Source organism: Pirellulales bacterium, assembly GCA_035939775.1.
Taxonomy (GTDB): Bacteria; Planctomycetota; Planctomycetia; order Pirellulales; family DATAWG01; genus DASZFO01.
Window position 1 is genome coordinate 1 of the sequence record DASZFO010000145.1, and the last position, 17,679, is coordinate 17,679.

16 protein-coding genes are annotated in these 17,679 nt (G+C 60.0%); 6 read left to right on the plus strand and 10 right to left on the minus strand.

Annotation, left to right across the window (positions count from 1 at the left end):
• Nucleotides 1-961, minus strand: a 961-nt coding sequence (locus VGY55_09540) for a glycosyltransferase family 2 protein (GenBank protein ID HEV2970221.1), incomplete at its 3' end; no start/stop codon positions are given.
• Between the two features lie 552 nt (nt 962-1,513).
• Between VGY55_09540 and VGY55_09545 the strand changes: the two genes are divergently transcribed.
• A complete protein-coding gene (locus tag VGY55_09545; protein ID HEV2970222.1) occupies nt 1,514-3,208 on the plus strand; it encodes a hypothetical protein in 1,695 nt (564 codons plus the stop codon).
• 218 nt (nt 3,209-3,426) lie between these two features.
• Here the strand turns inward: VGY55_09545 and tyrS are convergent, their stop codons facing one another.
• Together tyrS and ispD are read right to left on the minus strand one after the other, a co-directional pair.
• A complete protein-coding gene (gene tyrS / locus VGY55_09550) occupies nt 3,427-4,704 on the minus strand; it encodes a tyrosine--tRNA ligase (protein ID HEV2970223.1) in 1,278 nt (425 codons plus the stop codon).
• Between the two features lie 8 nt (nt 4,705-4,712).
• Entirely contained in the window at nt 4,713-5,453 is a 741-nt protein-coding gene (ispD, locus tag VGY55_09555) for a 2-C-methyl-D-erythritol 4-phosphate cytidylyltransferase (GenBank protein HEV2970224.1), read from the minus strand.
• A gap of 256 nt (nt 5,454-5,709) precedes the next feature.
• Here ispD and VGY55_09560 point away from each other — a divergent pair, with 256 nt between their 5' ends.
• On the plus strand, nt 5,710-6,630 hold the full coding sequence (locus VGY55_09560; GenBank protein ID HEV2970225.1) for a hypothetical protein: 921 nt from the start codon (nt 5,710-5,712) through the stop codon (nt 6,628-6,630).
• A 112-nt stretch (nt 6,631-6,742) separates the two neighbouring features.
• On the opposite strand, the gene tsaB is transcribed toward VGY55_09560, so the two are convergent.
• Nucleotides 6,743-7,456, minus strand: coding sequence for a tRNA (adenosine(37)-N6)-threonylcarbamoyltransferase complex dimerization subunit type 1 TsaB (gene tsaB / locus VGY55_09565; GenBank protein HEV2970226.1), 714 nt, complete (start codon nt 7,454-7,456; stop codon nt 6,743-6,745).
• A 157-nt stretch (nt 7,457-7,613) separates the two neighbouring features.
• Here tsaB and VGY55_09570 point away from each other — a divergent pair, with 157 nt between their 5' ends.
• Nucleotides 7,614-8,363: a metallophosphoesterase family protein gene (locus VGY55_09570; protein ID HEV2970227.1), complete on the plus strand. Its 750-nt coding sequence runs from the start codon at nt 7,614-7,616 to the stop codon at nt 8,361-8,363.
• Between the two features lie 237 nt (nt 8,364-8,600).
• Nucleotides 8,601-11,045: a YidC/Oxa1 family insertase periplasmic-domain containing protein gene (locus VGY55_09575; GenBank protein HEV2970228.1), complete on the plus strand. Its 2,445-nt coding sequence runs from the start codon at nt 8,601-8,603 to the stop codon at nt 11,043-11,045.
• 9 nt (nt 11,046-11,054) lie between these two features.
• Here the strand turns inward: VGY55_09575 and VGY55_09580 are convergent, their stop codons facing one another.
• Entirely contained in the window at nt 11,055-11,561 is a 507-nt protein-coding gene (locus tag VGY55_09580; protein HEV2970229.1) for an NYN domain-containing protein, read from the minus strand.
• 156 nt (nt 11,562-11,717) lie between these two features.
• On the opposite strand from VGY55_09580, the gene VGY55_09585 reads away from it, so the two are divergent.
• The gene (locus VGY55_09585) at nt 11,718-12,887 is read left to right on the plus strand and encodes a hypothetical protein (GenBank protein HEV2970230.1); all 1,170 of its coding nucleotides are present in this window, start codon (nt 11,718-11,720) and stop codon (nt 12,885-12,887) included.
• A gap of 69 nt (nt 12,888-12,956) precedes the next feature.
• Here VGY55_09585 and VGY55_09590 read toward each other — a convergent pair whose 3' ends face one another.
• Complete coding sequence (locus VGY55_09590) at nt 12,957-13,166, minus strand: hypothetical protein (protein HEV2970231.1); 210 nt, start codon at nt 13,164-13,166, stop codon at nt 12,957-12,959.
• A gap of 39 nt (nt 13,167-13,205) precedes the next feature.
• Here VGY55_09590 and VGY55_09595 point away from each other — a divergent pair, with 39 nt between their 5' ends.
• On the plus strand, nt 13,206-13,475 hold the full coding sequence (locus VGY55_09595; GenBank protein HEV2970232.1) for a hypothetical protein: 270 nt from the start codon (nt 13,206-13,208) through the stop codon (nt 13,473-13,475).
• A 115-nt stretch (nt 13,476-13,590) separates the two neighbouring features.
• Here VGY55_09595 and VGY55_09600 read toward each other — a convergent pair whose 3' ends face one another.
• The 4 genes from VGY55_09600 to VGY55_09615 form a co-directional block, all read right to left on the minus strand.
• Complete coding sequence (locus VGY55_09600) at nt 13,591-14,307, minus strand: hypothetical protein (protein HEV2970233.1); 717 nt, start codon at nt 14,305-14,307, stop codon at nt 13,591-13,593.
• 25 nt (nt 14,308-14,332) lie between these two features.
• On the minus strand, nt 14,333-15,193 hold the full coding sequence (locus VGY55_09605; GenBank protein ID HEV2970234.1) for a hypothetical protein: 861 nt from the start codon (nt 15,191-15,193) through the stop codon (nt 14,333-14,335).
• Nucleotides 15,194-15,564: 371 nt separating this feature from the next.
• Nucleotides 15,565-17,382, minus strand: a complete 1,818-nt coding sequence (locus VGY55_09610) for an ABC transporter ATP-binding protein (GenBank protein HEV2970235.1) — start codon at nt 17,380-17,382, stop codon at nt 15,565-15,567.
• Between the two features lie 69 nt (nt 17,383-17,451).
• The coding region (locus tag VGY55_09615; GenBank protein HEV2970236.1) for an ABC transporter ATP-binding protein at nt 17,452-17,679 on the minus strand (228 nt) is incomplete at its 5' end.

The following is a 17,679-nucleotide window of genomic DNA, read 5'->3' on the forward strand; positions in this document are numbered from 1 at the left end:
GAACGGGTCGCTCGTCGCTCGTCGCCAGTTCAGGCAGTTTCGCAATGACTGCCGGCTCCGCGGACTCGCGCGCAGCGGTTTCTCTCACAACGGTTTCTCGCGCGACGGCGAGCAAATGATGGTGCAAGCGATAGTCGGAGAGCGAAAACCACGCGGTCAGGCGGCCGGCGAGCTGCGTCAATGTCGCCACGCGAAGCAAGCTCCGAACCAATTCGCCCGCGACGATGAACGGATGTGCCGCGAACTCCGCTAGCCAGCCGAATGCCGGCAGATTTCGGAGGAATAATCGCTCGGCATAAAGACCCGAGCGAAAGCCGCTCCGTCCGCTGCCGACCAATTCCTCTGCGAAGACGACGGACTCCGATTCGAGCACCGTCCGATAGCCCGCGTATTGAAGGCCGAGCGCCAAGTCGACGTCGGCCAGTTGGTCTCCCAAGTTTATCGGCAGTCCATCCCCGAGCACTTCGAGCGCGGACTTGCGATAGAATGCGGCATCGATCGTGGGGCCAAGCGCTTCAGACTGGCTCGATGAGTCGCGGTCGGGAAGATTCGTCGCGACGCGCCGTCCGCCGCCGCGACGGTACTGCACTCCGGCCGCCAACAACCGCTCGGGATTCGCCGAATCGCGAATCAACGGAATCACCGAGGCGACTTCCGGATCGGCGAAATGCGGCAGGGCCGAATCAGTCCAATCGTCGGCAACCTCCATACCGGCCGCCAGCACGTGAACGATCGGCGCTCGGCTGACCTGGATACCCATCGTCGCGCAAGCCGCCATGCCAGCCCCAGGGGCATCGACGAAGCGAACCTCTCCTTTGAGCCCGTATGGGTCCGCGTAGTGCTCGTTGAGGACGACGATGATCTCGCAGTCCTCCGGCCGTCTCTCCAGGACCGAGACGAGCGTGGTCTCCAAGGCCTGAGTGTTTCCCACGACGGGAATGATGCATGAAAGCCTGGGCACGGAAAACCTTCCTTGGTTTACCGCCGAGCGGCGCGAATGCCAAACGTGGCCGACGCTGCCAGCGTCGGATCGGACTGACGCCGTTCCGGCGGCGAATCCAGCGAATCAGCCTCCACGAGCGGCAATTTGGTCGAACCGCACATGCAGCTTATTGGGTCTCTCCATCTCATCCGTCCGTTTAATTCGACTTGTTTTGGGGCGAAAGTTTATGACAACTGGCTGCCAAGTCTACCATAGGGCGGCAAGGTCCAGTCATCCGTCTCAATTCGCCCATAGGCCGCAAACTCATGTTTTTCGCCGTTCCGCAGTCCGACCATTGCGCCCTCCGGTTCGCAAGCGAACCGGCTAACGAGCGATCTTCGGCCTCCGACCCGGATCCCCAATTCAAACCTCCGGTTTCCGACTTCCGACCTCCGACCTCTGCTTGCAATCACCTCATCGCGGGGTTATGTTGACCGGCGCAGGGGTCTGCGGCAGTCGCCCAATCCGGAACAGCGGGCGGCTTCGCCGGTTTTCATTTCCGCGGCACTTCCAGTCGCAAAGGAGAGGAACATGTCACGTTCGGTCAGTCGGTTTGCGCTAGTGGTCGGATTGGCACTGCTTCTGGCAGCATTTGCCTCGCGGTCGGCATCTCGCGGGGGCGACAATCAAGCAGCCGAGAAGCCGTCATCGGATGGCCCGACAGATGCGCAGAAGCCCACCACAGCAAACGAATCGGAGAAGCCCGATGCCGCCGCGGAATCGTCGGCGCGGCAAGCGCCGGTCGAATTGGCGTTGGCCAAGAAAGTCAACCTGGATTTCGTGGAAGTGCCGTTGAAGGATTTTGCGAAAACCATTGGTGCCATGGGCGAAATCAATGTGCTCCTAGACGACAAGGCGCTCACCGACGCCGGGGTCAATGGTGATGCGCCGATCACGTGTGCCGTCAAGCAGATCGCGCTTCGCAACGGGTTGCGCTTGATCCTTCAACAGCACGAACTCAACTATTTCGCGATTGCAGACAACGTGCTGCTCATCACGACCGACGCGAAGGCCAAGGAACACGTCGTCGTTCGGCTTTATGATATTCGCGACTTGAACAGCACTCCGCCGCGGAAGCTCATTCAACCGGAAGGCAGTTACGGCACGCTCCCAGATCTCATTACGTCGTCTATCGCACCGACGACTTGGACGGCCGCCGGGGGTACTGGCTCGATTACCGTTCAAAACGGCATCCTCGTGGTTTCGCAAACTCAGGAGATCCAGGAACAGCTCAACGACCTGCTCGCGAAGCTTCGTCTGGTTCGCGAGCAGCAGCGGCACGGGCCAAGCACGTCGGCAGAATTCCTTGGAGAGTCGTCCGACGGCACCGAGGAGAAAACTCGGCGGCTGCTCGAAACGCGGCGCGATTTCGATTTCACGGAGGTGCCGTTGAAGGATGTCGCGGAACTGTTGAAGAAGGACGGACTTGAGGTGCAACTCGATGAGAAATCGCTTACCGACGCGGGCGTCACCGCCGAAACGCCGATCTCGTTCCGCGCCAAGCACGTCCGTCTCGATTTCGCCCTCACGCAACTCCTGCAAGAGCATGAGCTGAACTATATTATCGACCACGAAGTGCTGCTCATCACCACCGACGCGAAGGCGAAAGAATTCGTGACGGTGGCGATCTATCCTGTCGCCGATCTTGTCGCCGACGCGGGACAGTCGCCGGAAGAAATGGAGCAAGCTTGCCGCGGACTTATCGAATCGATCACCACCACAATTGCTCCAACTACCTGGAACGAATCGGGCGGAACCGGATCAATTGACGCCGCGCCGTTTTCCAAAGCGCTGGTCATCGCACAAACGCGTGAGGTCCACCAAGAAACAGGCGATTTGTTGACAACGCTCCGTTCGCTCCGCGATGCGGGGAAAAAGCCGGGGGCCAGCGAGCACGCTGACGCCAGAATCAATGCGCCCGTCGTCAAAGTTTATCAACTATCGCCCCAAGGCGCCGGCGCAGTAGCGGATTATGCGAAGGTCATCCGTGATCTGCTTGTTCCAACGCATCCGAACGTCGACGGCTCCTATGTCGGCACGGTGCCGGGCGCGATCGTCGTTCGCGCCCAGCCGACAGCGCACGAACAAATTCGCGAGTTGCTGAACGAATTGCGTGCTTTCCCCGGACTCGGCGGCGCTGGTGATCTCCGCGGTGCCGGCGGCTCGGGCGGCGGCGCCGGCTTCGGCTCCGCCGGAGGCGGCTTCGGCCGCGGCGGAGCATTTTAGCACGGCTTGATACGTAGCCGAGGCGTTCACGCCTGGCTCGCGAATAGAGATTCGGTCATGTCACGACAAATGCCCCAACGGGGCTTCGTCCTCCAGCCCAAGGGTTGGCCGCCTCGGCCTACCGCTGGGCTGGAGGGCGCAACGTCGTTGGCGTTGAAAAAGGCGTAAACGCCTAGTCTACGTAAAAGCGCGATCCGTCGCGGTCGCGGCGTTGGTCGTCAGCCATCAAACCGCAGTAGCGCGTATTTCTTCCGGCCCGAGCGGAGGACCATGACTGTTTCGCTCGCCAGGTCTTTCCCCGTTAGCGTCTGGTCGATTCCTTCCACGCGGCGGTTGTTCACGTACGCGCCACCTTGCTCGATCGAGCGCCGGGCTTCTCCCTTGCTCTTCGCCAGACCGGATTCGACGAAGGCGTCGATCACACTTAGCCCGTGGCCGTCGAAGCGCGAGCGCGGCAGCGTCTTGCTCGGCACATCGGCGAAGATCTCGACGAGTTGCGCATCGTTCAATTGGTCGATCTCGGCGCCGAAGAAGATTTCGGTCGCGCGGCGGGCGGCGGCGAGCCCCGCGTCGCCGTGGATGAGCCGAGTCAGTTCTTCGGCAAGCCGGCGCTGGCTTTCGCGCGCTCCCGGATTGGCCGCCCGAGCGGTGTCGAGTGTTTCGATCTCCTCGCGCGGCAGTTCCGTGAGAAACCGCAGGCACTTGCCCGCGTCGGCATCCTCGACGTTGATCCAGTATTGGTAGAACTGATAGGGGCTGGTGCGGGCGGCGGAGAGCCAGATCGCGCCGCTTTCGGTTTTCCCCATCTTGCCGCCGTCGCTCTTAGTCAACAGCGGCCAGGTGATTCCGTAAAGCTGCACGCCGCGGAGCCGCCGCGCCAAGTCGATGCCCGCTGTGATGTTCCCCCACTGATCGCTGCCGCCGACCTGCAACTGGCATTGGAATTGATCGGCCAAGTGCACGAAGTCATAGGCCTGCAACAGCATGTAGCTGAACTCCGTGTACGACATCCCGCTATCGGTTCGCTCCAGCCGGCCTTTGACCGAATCCTTCGCGAGCATCACGTTCACGGGAAAATGCTTGCCGACGTCGCGGAGAAAATCGAGATAGCTGAACCGGCTCATCCAATCGAAGTTGTTGACGAGAATCGCCGGATTCGTCACGGATTCAAAGTCGAGAATCGTCCGCATCTGGACTTCCATCGCAGCGATATTCGCCCACAGCACCTCGGGCGAGAGCAGGTTGCGCTCTTCGCTCTTGCCGCTGGGATCGCCGATCATCCCGGTCGCCCCGCCCACGAGCGCGATCGGCCGATGCCCTGCCCGCTGGAATCGCCGCAACGTCATTACGCCCATCAAATGGCCGACGTGCAGGCTATCGGCCGTCGGGTCGAAGCCGCAATAGAGCGTGCGCGTCGCGGAATCGAGCCAGTTCGCCAGATTGGCATCGTCGGTCGTTTGTTGAATCAGGCCGCGCCAGCGGAGATCGGGGAGCATTTGGGATCCTACCTCCACATATCATCATCCGCGAACGGATGGGCGGGGCCCTGGAACCTGGGCTTGGGCATAGCGTCGAGCGCTCGCTCGGCGAGTCGGAGGTCTTCGCGTGTCGTGATCTTGAGGTTGATCGGCGAGCCGGCGACGATCGTCACCGCATGGCCGATCCGCTCGACGAGCTGGGCGTCGTCGGTGGCGGCGAAATCGCCTCGCTTGGCATAAGCTTCGAGGATCAACTGGCGGCGGAAGACCTGCGGCGTTTGGGCCTCCCAGAGTCCCTCGCGCGAGACCGTTTCCGCGATCGTGTGGTCGGAGGCCATGCGCTTGAGCGTGCCGGAAACGGGGATCGCCAGGATCGCGGCGCCGCTCTTCTCGGCGGCGGCAAACGCGCTCGTGATCCATTCGTTGGCCAGGCATGGGCGCACGGCGTCGTGAATGGCGACGAAATCCATGTCGGGCTTGACTCGCCCCAATGCTCGCTCGATCGACTCGGCACGCTCCGCGCCTCCCTCGACGATGTCGATGCCCAGAATTGCCGCGTTGGCGGAAAACTTGAAATCGAACCACTCGCGGTCTTCGGCGGAAATCACCAGCAGCAATTGTTTTACGTCGTCGCGTCCAAGGAACCGTTCAGCCGAGTGCAGCCAAACCGCCCGATTCGCCAGCGGGGCGAATGGCTTCTTGTAGTTCTTATCCTTGAACCGGCTACTCTTGCCGGCGGCTGCGATGATGACAGCGAATTTGGACACGATTATCCCAGGGCGTGCTACGACGGTCTGTCGGTCATTGTGCCGTTTCGCGCGGCGGCGAGTCAAGTTCGAGCTGGCCCGCTCGCCTCGTGCGAATCTGCCACGGCTGCCGCGATCGTCCGAAGACAGATTCTCCAGCAACTGTAACTGATTTGTATCAACCTCGCCGAAATCCGTTTACGATCCCCGGCGGCCACGCAACAATGAACGTAGAAGTTGACGACGGTGGCGATAAGGAAGAGAGGAGAGGTCGCTTATGTCACGATTCGCGAAGCTGCCAGCCGGGGGCGTGGTCCTGATCTGGCTGATGGCGTCGGCGGCTGGGCAGTTGCCTGGCGCGGCCGACGACAAATCCTCGAGCGCTGATCCGCCGTTTGCCGGCGCGAGGTTCACGGCGGCCGACTATGCCCGACACGTTCTCGCGCTCAAGAAGACGCTGCCGGAGGAGGGCGGCTTCACGATCATCGTTCAGCCGCCGTTCGTGGTGATTGGCGACGAACCGGCCGACAAGGTCAGAAGCCGGGCCGAGAACACGGTGAAATGGGCCGTCGATCGGATCAAACAATCGTATTTTCAGTGCGATCCGGATCGGATTCTCGACATCTGGCTGTTCAAGAACAAAGCCAGCTATCAGAAACTCGCGAAAGAGATCTTCGACGACACGCCGACCACGCCCTACGGCTATTTCTCGTCCGCGCATCGGGCGCTGATCATGAATATCTCGACCGGCGGCGGGACCTTGGTGCACGAGATCGTGCATCCCTTCATGGCGGCAAATTTCCCGGCCTGCCCTTCTTGGTTCAACGAGGGTTTGGCGTCGCTCTATGAACAAGCGGGCGAAGAAGATGGCCGGATTCATGGCTACGTGAACTGGCGGCTGCCCGGCTTGCAGGCGGCGATCAAGGCAAAGCGGGTACCGCCGTTTGAATTGCTTTGCTCGACCACGACCGAGCAGTTCTATCATCAAGACCCCGGCACGAATTACTCGCAAGCCCGCTACCTTTGTTATTATCTCCAGGAGCAAGGGCTGCTCGAAAAATACTACCGAGAGTTTCGGGCCAACGCCGCCAAGGACTCGACCGGCTACAAGACGCTGCAATCGGTGCTCGGTGAAACCGACATGGCCGCCTTCCAGAAACGCTGGGAAGCGTTTTGCTCGAAGCTGGAGTTCGATTGACGATCTAATTGGTTGTTTGTGACGGCGGAGGACGTGGCGGACGCTGCTAGCGTCCGCACCGACGCTGGCAGCGTCGGCCACGAGCAACCCCTTAGTTGGTAGCTGGTGTACACTAGGTCTCGCCTGCGCGATCGGCATCGTGGACGTCCTTGCTTCGTTCTAGTTTCTCTTCGGCCGCGCTGCGGCGGAAGTATTGGGGAACGAGGCGCCAAAGGTCGTCGCGCTGTCCGGACTGGTAGCGGTGCCATCCGAGTTGTCCGACAGTGGCCGCTCTGGGCAACCAAAGCGTTGGGGAGATCGTACGAATGTGCGACGGAAGTCGAGCCGCGAGCTTTTGCAAACCGGGACCCGAGACGGCAATCGACGGCCGCAGTTCGGCCAGCCATAGATCGCATTCGACGACCGCTGTGCTGCCGTTCCATTCAAACAGCCCGTCGGCGCCGCGCGTAAAGTCGCCGGCGAAGACCTGTTGCCTTTGAGCGTCGAGCACGACCGAGAGCCGGTTGACTTCAGCCGGCGCTTGGGCGGCGATGACCTCCAGCGTGTTGACCGCAACCACTTCGGCCTTGACGGCATACGCGAAAGTCTTTGCCGTCGTGACGCCGATCCGCAAGCCGGTGAACGACCCCGGCCCAACTGCCACCGCAACCAGGCGAACATCCGCCGCTTGCCACCCGGCCGATTGAAGCGTGTCGCGGATGGCGGGGGCAAGCGTTCTGGCGCTCCGCTTGTCCGTCGCCAGGGAGGCTTCGCCGGCGAGCAAGTAGTCCTCCAACAGCGCGACGGTTCCCGCGTGACCGCTCGTTTCGATCGCCAGGATTCTCACGGAATGCCTTGACCCTCTCCGAATACGAACGTAGACTGCGGGATTAGCAACGGAAACGTCTCTCCACCGTTCGCCCGAGCAAAGTCGTTTCGCGGCTGGATTGGCGCCGCGGCCATAATTTGTCCCAATATCTCTCGTTTTAGGGCGAATAACAGGCGTGAAGCGGGCTCTGATCAGCGACATCCACAGCAACCTGGAGGCCTTCCAGGCCGTGCTGGCCGACATCTCTCAGCAGGGGATCAAAGAAATCTACTGCCTGGGAGACATTATCGGCTACGGGCCGAACCCCGTGGAATGCATCGATCTCGTGATGAAGTGCGATTTCTGTTTGCTGGGCAACCACGATCAGGGAGCGCTCTTCGATCCGGAGGGATTCAATTCGGGTGCGGAGCGGGCCATTTTTTGGACCCGCGCCCAGCTTGAGAATAGCCACGGGACGGCCACCGAGAAAGTCCGCCGGTGGGAGTTCCTGGGAGAGCTGCCGCGGAACCGCCGCGAGAACAGCTATTTATTCGTTCATGGATCGCCGCGCAACCCTCTCAATGAATACGTTTTTCCCGAGGATATTTACAACCAGCGGAAGATGGAGAAGCTCTTCTCGCTCGTCGAGAAGTATTGTTTCCAAGGGCATACGCACGTGCCTGGCGTGTTTACGCAGAGCATGAATTTTCTGAGCCCCGAGGATATCGGCGAGACCTATAAGCTTGGTGAAGAAAAGGTGATGATCAACGTCGGCTCGGTTGGACAGCCGCGCGACGGCAACCGCAAAGGTTGTTACGTAGTCCTCGACGATTCGACGGTGACCTTCCGCCGGGTCGAGTATCCGGCTGAGGTCACTCGCCAGAAAATCTACGACATTCCGGAATTGGACAACTTTCTCGGCGATCGCTTGCTGGAAGGCCGGTGAGGCCGGGCGCGCGGCGCCGGTGAAGCGGTGATCGCCCGGAAATGGCGATCGATCATGGAGGCGAACCGCTTTACCAACTCTTTCCCGTGCCGCGAGTTGAGAGAACGGCTGCGATCGTTCCGTTTCGCCACCTCCGCGAAATCCGCGGCCAGAGCGGGTACATTGGCTATTGACCTAAGATTATAAGTCGGCGGAAGATGGGCCCGGCCGATTGCGACAACCAAGGACTTTCGAAAAGTGGAAAAGCGATTACTCATCTTTCTGCCTGTGGCGTTCGCGATCTTCTACTGCGCCATGTGGGTCGATAACACCCTGCATCCGCGCAAGCCGGTTGCCCAGAACATTGGCGGTAACGGAGCTGCGGACAAAGGCGCGGGCAACAAAGCCGCGGTTGACAAGGCCGCTGGCGATAAGGGCCCGAAAGTGGATGCTGGCGGGCCCGCTAAGGTCGGTGCCAATGAAAAGAACGCCGTCCCCGGCGCGCCGGCCGCTCCACCCGTCGACGAAGCAAAGCAGCTTCCCGAGCAGTTTTTCGCGCTCGGCTCCGTCGCGCCCCCGGGCAAGGAAAATCCCTACGAAATGCTGCCCATTTTCACCAGCCGTGGCGCGGCCGTCGTACAAATCGAATTGGCCGATCCGCGCTATCGCGATCTTTCCGGGCAAATGGTGGACGGCAAGTGGCAAGAGAATCGATTCGGCTATTTGGGCTACTTGGCGCTCGTGGCCGATAAGGACGAGAAGGGTTGCCGGGTGAACGTGGTTGGCGACGGCACGCCGGCTGCGATCGCGGGCTTAAAAGTGGGCGACGCGATCGTGGAGTTTGACGGAAAGAAAACTCCCACGCCCGACGCACTCTTCGACCTGCTTACAAAAACCACACCGTCGCAGACCGTGGAAATCACGGTTCGCCGCGGCGGAGCAACTCAGAAGCTCTCAGCCGCTTTGGGCCGCCGCCCGTTGGCGGTCATTCGTCCCGAAATTGACACCGAGCCAGTCGAGCCGGGCATTGCCGGCAAGCACGATCCGCTCTCGTTCCTGCTCACGTTGCGTGAAGCGGACGACGACGAAATTGCCGCCGACGCGGACAAGGTCGACGGTGAAATCGAGGGATTGCACCTCCGCACGGACAATTGGCAGGGCAAGATGGTCGGCCGCGACGCGGTCGAATTCACTCATCCGCTTCCCAAGTGGAAGCTCGAAGTGGTGAAGCGATATCAGCTCGCCCGGCTGTCGGCGGACAAGCCCGACCAGCCGGCTTACCATCTGATGCTGCACGTCGAAATTCGCAACACCGACGATAAGGCCCATTCGGTGGCCTACCAGCTCGACGGGCCAACCGGTTTACCGACCGAGGGTTGGTGGTATGCCAGCCGGATTTCGCCCGAATGGGGCGCGGTGGCCCTGAAGAACGTGGCCCTTATGATTCAGGGGAATTCGGCCGCGACCGTCAACAGCATGCCGCTGGCCGATCAGAAGTTCAAGGCGGCGGAGGCGAAGGCGGACGGAAAAGAAGAACCCAAGAGCGATGAAAGCTCCGTGCATAAGCTAACGGATGAGTTGCCGCTGCTCTACGCCGGCGTAGACGCCCAATACTTCGCCTCGATCCTCCTACCGCAGCAAAAAACGCCGAACTCGAGTTGGCTGGCGGAAGTTCGGCCGCTCGTGCTCGGCGAAGTGCCGAAGGACCTCGCCAGGCGCAAAAAGATCGATGTCACCTGCCGGCTCACCAGCGTCGTGAAAAAACTCGAACCGAAGGGTTCGCTGGAACATGAATATCAAGTCTTCGTCGGCCCCAAGCTCCCGTCGCTCTTGGAGCAATACAGTTCGCCGATCGATCCGGCCGATAACCTCGGCGGTCTGGTCTATTACGGCTGGTTCGGTTGGGTCTCGCGGCCGATGGTCGCCGTCTTGGAGTTTTTTCACGCGATCGTCGGCAACTACGGGCTGTCGATCATCATGCTCACCGTATTGGTCCGGCTCTGCATGTTCCCGCTGTCGCGCAAGCAAGCGATGAGCGCCAAGAAGATGCAGGAACTCCAGCCCGAGATGAAGAAGATCAACGAGAAGTACAAGACCAATCCGCAGGAGAAGACGCGGGCAACTCAGGAACTGTGGCGGAAGCACAACTACAATCCGCTCGGCGGCTGCTTGCTGGTCTTCGTGCAGTTGCCGATCTTCATGGGGCTGTATCGGTCGCTGATGGTCAACGTCCAGTTGCGGCAGGCCAGCCTCCTTGGAGAAGCGGCGCGGTGGTGCTCGAACCTCTCGGCCCCGGACATGTTCTGGAATTGGAACGGCATGATGCCCGACATGCTCGCCGCGCCGACCGGTTGGCTGGGGCCGTTTCTCAACATCCTGCCGCTGGCGACGGTCGGCTTGTTCATCTGGCAGCAAACGCTGTTCATGCCGCCGGCGACCGACGAAAACACGGCCCTGCAACAGAAGATCATGAAGTACATGACGCTGTTCATGGGGGTGATGTTCTTCAAGGTGGCCGCTGGGCTATGCCTATACTTCATCGCCTCGAGCCTGTGGGGAATCGGCGAGCGAAAGCTGTTGCCGAAGATGACCGGCGCTGCGGCCACCGCCGCCGATGGTTCGGGCGCCGCTCGGCCGGTTGCGGCGCCCGGGGCAAACGGCAACGCCGGCTCGAAACGCAAGAAGCAACGCGGACGCAGGTAATTGTCTTTCTCACGTCTCGTCGGCCCCGAACTGCCTCAGCCAGTATTCAACTTCGCTGGGCGAAAAGGGGCCCTCGGGCTTGAGATTTTGCACGGGATGGCGTTCGTGACGCTGCTTCCGATCTCGCATCAACTGGGCGAACCACAGGTCGCTATCGATTGCGATTGCTTTGCGGCGATGCGCGGCGCGCTGCAAGCGATGGTCGCTGGAAACGACCGTCAGCCGCCGGGGCGCAGAGTCGGCGGCGATCAACTCTTCGATCAGCGTATCGGCATCGCTGTCGCGCGGCGCGAATCGCACGCTCAGTCCCTTGTATTGCACGGCGCGGGCCAAGCCCCAAGGAGATTCCGAAGCGTCGAATACGACGATCGTCCGCGGCACTTCCTCGGAAGCGATCGACTCCGCCAGCAGGTTCAGCAGCGCCTCTCTCGCGCGCTGCAATCCGCCCGGTCCTTTGCCGCGGCCGAAACAACCGGCCACGTTGAGCAGATTATAGCCGTCGATCAAGAGAGACATGCGGGCTTGTACTCGATCTGAAATCGGATGCGGCGTTGGAGATCACTCCGCTAACCTCATGATAGCTGCGCTGCCAAAGGGCGCACAGTTAGCCGTTTCGCATGCCTGGGCTACGTAAAGACGGTGGCCTTCGGCTCGCATAAAAGCCCGCCCAATGTGCCAACGTTTACCGTCGACCGCGGTTACAATGCGGGGATGGGCGAGAACCTATCCAGCGATGATTCGCCGGTCCCGACGAAAAAGTCGAAACGTCGTTGGCTTCAATTCAGCCTGCGGTCGCTGTTGATCTTCACGCTGATTTGCGCCATCGGCTCGGCTTGGGTCGCGCGCAGAATGGAGCGGAAGCGCAAAGAGCGCGAAACGGTGGAGGCGATCGTTAAGTCCGGCGGACAGGTGTACTACGACTACCAAGTCGACCCGCGCGGTGTCGTACTGCGCGGGACAGTATCTGCCGCGCCGCCAGGACCGGCTTGGTTGCGAGGACTATTCGGCGAGAACTTCCTCAGTGAAGTCAAGACCGTGGGTCTCAAAGGCGGGGACGCGGAACTTGAAAGCATTAAAGGGCTGACTGAACTCCAAATGCTCAACTTGTCCGGCAGCAAGATTACCGATGCTGGACTAATCTATCTCGAAGGATTTCCGCATCTCGAAAGTCTTTGCCTGGGACTGGGCTCAGAGGGGACGAATATCGGGGACGCCGGATTGCAGCACGTCAAGGGGCTGACCGAACTTCGAGACCTGTATCTCGTGAGGACCAAAGTCACCGATGCCGGACTGGCAAACATCAAAGGGCTGACGCGGCTCCAAACGCTATACCTCGGCGACACTCAAGTCACCGACGCCGGGCTCGTGAATCTAAAAGACTTGACGCAGCTCCGAGCGCTGCTGTTATCTGAAACCAAGATTACCGATGCTGGACTCGTAAACCTCAAACGATTGACGCAACTCCAAAAACTATGGTTCTACGGGTCAAAAATCGCCGACGGTGGACTGGTGAATATCAGTGGGCTGACGCAACTCGAGATCCTCGGCCTGAATAAGACCCTCGTCACGGACGTCGGGTTGGCGAGCGTCAAAGCGTTGGACAAACTCCAGACGCTCCAACTCGGGGAAACCACCGTAACTGATGTCGGAGTGGCAAACCTCGCAGGCTTAACACGGCTTCAACGCCTATTCCTGGCGGATACCAAAGTCACGGATGTTGGGCTCAAGCGTCTCCAGGGATTGGCTCAACTCGGAATGCTGTTTGTTGGCGACACCAAGGTGACGGACGCGGGCGTAAAGGAACTTCAGAGGGCGCTGCCAGCATGTCAGATCATTCGCTGAGGCAGCAGCGACCGACCGGCACAAATGCGAATAACACTTGAGACCGGACGACGGCACGCACAGCGTGCCCTACTGCTCGACGAAGCGGCGGTAGAGGTGGGCGTATTCGCCACCGGCGGCGAGCAATTGTTTGTGGGTACCGCGCTCGACGATGTGGCCGTGGTCGAGCACCATCGCCTGGTCGGCGTGGCGGACCGTGCTCAGGCGATGAGCAATCACGAAGCTCGTTCGCCCGGCGAGCAGCGTCGGTGGGACAATCCCATTTGACCATATTCCCACCATGTGGTATGCTTATCGGAACGAAATGGAGCAATTGCGATGACGACGAAAACTGCTGACGAGAAAGGGCGCATTGCACTGGGACCGCGGTTCGCCAACAAGACGGTGATTATCGAGGAAATTGACGAAACCGAAGTTCGCGTGATTGTTGCCGCCGTCGTCCCCCAGCGTGAACTTTGGCTGCATCGGAATCCCGAGGCTAAAGCGGCCGTCGAGCGCGGACTGGCTCAAGCCAAGCAGCGCAAGTTCAGCAAGAAACCGCCTAATCTGGCCGCCGATACTGCCCTGGCCGAGAAACTTGGCGACTGATGTTCGGGCTCTGCTGGACCGACGAAGCTCAAGCGAACTATCGGCGACTGAAGGTGGCGGCGGAAGCCAGCCTTGCGGCCTGGAAGGACGATCGGAATCCGTTCGAGGCACGGCGTTACTCGTTATATCCCAACAACCTCGCCGAGACTAAGGTGTGATCGCGGCCAAAATAGTTCTGCAGTATTGGATTGTCGCCGAACGTCTTTGAATCCAAGATCTTTTGGACAGTCTTCTTATCGCCGAGCGCGTATTTGGTTTGATGTTGGCTCTTCTTGCGAGTAAGTACACCGGCACCAAGCAACGCGTCCGCAACCTGTAGTATGTCACGGTTTGAGCAGAGTCCCTTCGGAAACCCGCCGTTGGGCAGGTCGGAAGCCCAGAGGAAACTTTTGTTCAGCGATGTGCCGCCCCATTTGTCCATTTTGGCGAGCTTCACCACGATCAAATACGCGATGAGCTCGCGGAGCGCGATTCGAGGTTCACCGTCTTCGTAGGCGGCGCGCGCTTGCTCGCACGTTCGCCAGATATCGAGAGCACACGTCGCATTGATCGAATAAACTGAGATTTCCCGTTGTACCCTGAGCCGAAACGTATTCAGTAGGTCCGATCGAACTTTCTGTATGAATACCACTGGTCCCGGTGATCGGCGAACGCGACCGACCTCGGCGCCGATATCAAAACCAGCTTGCTGGTTGTACTGAGTTCTTGTCCGGACGCAGGCATCCCAATTGGTGTCCGACAGCATCAGGGCTTCGACCTCCGCTAACCATGGTACTAGATAGCCGGCTACAGACTCCGACGGGTGGAAGATGTGCAGATGTGGAAGTGACATATTCCGTGACTCTTCCACATGGCAATTAATCCAAGAGTTCCGGTCGCAGAACAGCAACCAGTTGACGCGCTGGAAGGTTGAGCCGAAGTAGCTCCTCAACCGACATGCGCTCCAGTACTATAAGTAAGAGCCCCTTTATCTGGGATCGCGCAGGACCACGCAACTTTGATTCGCCGGACGGTACAACGCGAGTCAACTTGGCGAATACCAATTCCTGGTCCAGATCGTTTTGCTGACACCAGTTCTTGACGATTTCGATTACGCGTCTGGACCGATCTCGCTTCCAAGCGACAGCCAGCGCTGGGTCGCGCGCAAAAATCAGTTTTGGGAATTCCACATACCATTGCGGACCTTCAATCGAACCGACAAGCTCTGCGTCGTCATTCACCTTGCCTTTGATCCATTGGCGCGCAACCTCTCGTTCAGCATTCGGCTCGATTGGCTGGATCTCGACCCACTCCTCGTTGGGCAGCGGCCGCTCAGTAACCCCAACGCGAACCTCGCCCGTGATCCGGTTAAGATAGCGCGGACCGGCAGGAGCGCCCGACACAAATGCAAACCACACTTCATCTCTCAACGGCCGGAAGCGGTCTTGAACCTTAGCGTTTGGCAAGTCCTTTTGGACGGAACTCGTCGATGAGGCATCTGTCAACCAAACAGAAAATGCACCCTTTGAATTATTACCGGTCCTCACGAGCCCTCGTTCTTCGAGCGCGTTTAAGGCATTCTTGAATTTGTAGAAACCAAATTCAGTCTGATCGCGACCGAGCGTTCGCTTCACGAGAAGCGCGGCGGCAGCAGCGGGCATGCCGCCGGTGGAGTCGCTTGAACGGAAATTCTCGCGGATGATTCGGCAAACCTCTGACAAATACTCACTCGAGTTCATGCCACACTCTCCGATGCAAAAAAGAAAGACTCCCCAGCAAATCGCCGGGGAGTCTTAATTCGTATTCTGTGTGGCAAGAACTAGTGCCCGGGCTCCTGTGCCGTTTTCCCCGTATCAGAGGTGCTTGCGCTCCACCTCCTTCGAGAAAACCCCGTTCATCTAGGCTTCCCCCTGCGTGCCGAAGCGATGCTTCATTCGTCGCACGGAGAGGTCTGCTAAGGTAAGTATCGGCTAACAACACCGTTCTGTCAAGCTTTGCTGCTGATCAGATCCACTCTATTGTATTGCATTGTGTCCCACCACAAAAAAGCTCCGTGCGACTGTAACTCATTTAGTCTGAATAACTTATGAACGACGAGGCATGGCGTGGTTTACTGCTCGACGAAGCGGCGGTAGAGGTGGGCGTATTCGCCGCCGGCGGATAGCAATTGTTTGTGGGTGCCGCGTTCGACGATCCGGCCGTGGTCGAGCACGATCACCTGGTCGGCGTGGCGGACGGTGCTTAGGCGATGGGCGATTACGAAGCTGGTTCGTCCGGCAAGGAGCACTCGGAGCGCTCGCTGGATGCGGGCTTCCGTGATCGTATCCACGCTGCTGGTGGCTTCGTCGAGGATCAGGATCCGCGGGTTGGCTAGCATCGCGCGAGCGAAGCAGATCGCCTGCCGCTGCCCGAGCGAAAGGCTGTTGCCGCGCTCGCCGACGGGCGTTTCGAATCCCTCGGGCAACGCGTCGATCAGGTCGAGACAATCCAGCTTACGCACCGCGTCGATCACTTCGGCATCGGTCGCCTCGGGGCGGCCGACGCGGATGTTTTCCAGCACGCTGCCGCTAAAGAGAAAATTGTTTTGCAGCACGATGCCGATCTGACGGTGCAGCGAGTCCCCTTTGATCTGGCGAATCTCGACCCCGTCGATCAGCAACTGCCCGGCCGTGGGCAGATAAAACTTGGCGATCAGGTTGATGATCGAAGTTTTGCCGCTCCCCGTGTGACCGACCAGGGCGATTGTCTCACCGGGCTTCGCGAGGAAATTAATTTCGTGGAGCACGAGCCGCTGGGGATCGTAGCCGAACGAGAGGCCGCGGAATTCGACCTGGCCGCGGATCGGCTCGAGCGCGGCGGCCGATTCCGGCTCGACCCAATCGGGCGACGTGTCGAGCAGCGTGAACACCCGCTCCGCCCCGGCCATCGCCGTCAATGCCTGGTTGTATTGCTGGCCAAGCATCGTGATTGGGGCGAGGAACACGGTGGACATGAACAAGAAGCCGACCAGATTTCCCACGTCGGTCGTCGAGCCGGGCCGCATCACTTGATAGCCGCCGACGAGCAGCAGCGCGGCGACGAAGAACTGGTTGTTCAAATCCAACAGCGGCAGGAATAGGCCCTGCGTGCGGTTGACGACCTGGTTATATTCGGCATGGTCGCTCACCAGCTCGCCGAACATCTGGGCATTCACGTCCTGGCGGACGAACCCCTGAGTGACCCGGATGCCGTTGACGCTCTCGGCCAACGTGGCCGTCACGCGGCTGAACGATTCGCGCAATAGCCGCAGCGCCGTGCTCATCTTGCGGCGGAAATGATAATTGATCCACCACAGCACGGGCACCAGCCCGAGCACCATGAGAAACAGCTTCGCGTCGTACCAAAGCATGAAGGCCGCGGCCACGGACATCTGCCCGAGCAGCACCAGCGTGACGAACAGCACTTCCTGAATCCCGACCCGCACGTCTTCCACATCCGAACTCATCCGGCTGATGACTCGGCCGAGCTTGGTGCGATTGAAAAAGCTCATCGGCAGCGATTGCAGCCGGGCGAAGATTTCGTTCCGCAGGTCGAACACGACCGCCTCGCCCAGCTCGAGAGCCAGCCGCTGGCGGAAGTGCATCACGACCTGCGTCGAAACCGCCACGAGCAAGAATGCGGTCATCCCGATCCAAACCCCGTGCGTGTCGCCGGTGGCGATCGGCCCGCGGATGATCGCGGCGATGAGCCAGGTGAGCGAGGGCATCTGGATCGACCGCAGCACGACCATCAGGAACAACCAATTCCGTTTGGCCGTGTATGGCCGCGTGTAGGAAAACAGCCGCACGATCAGCCCCACGTCGAGCGGGCGAGTATCCGGCTCGCGCTCCTCGTGCCGGTCGAGCCGAGTCAGCGTACGATCGAGTTTGTAAACTGAAGCAGTAGCCATCATGGTAGCGGCGGCTTCCAGCCGCCGTGAATTCTCAATGTGCGCATAAACGACGGCCGGAAGCCGCCGCTACGCGGCTGGCGCGGCCCAGGCGGCGTCCGCCTGAATTCTCGCGCTCGTTAAGTAATGCCCTTCTTGTCGCATCAACTGTTCGTGGGTGCCGCGCTCGACGATCCGGCCCTCTTCGAGCACAATCACCAGATCGGCGCGGCGGAGCGTGCTGAGGCGATGAGCGATGACGAACGTGGTTCGTCCACGCATGGCGCTTTCCATTGCTGCCAGGATTTCATGCTCGGT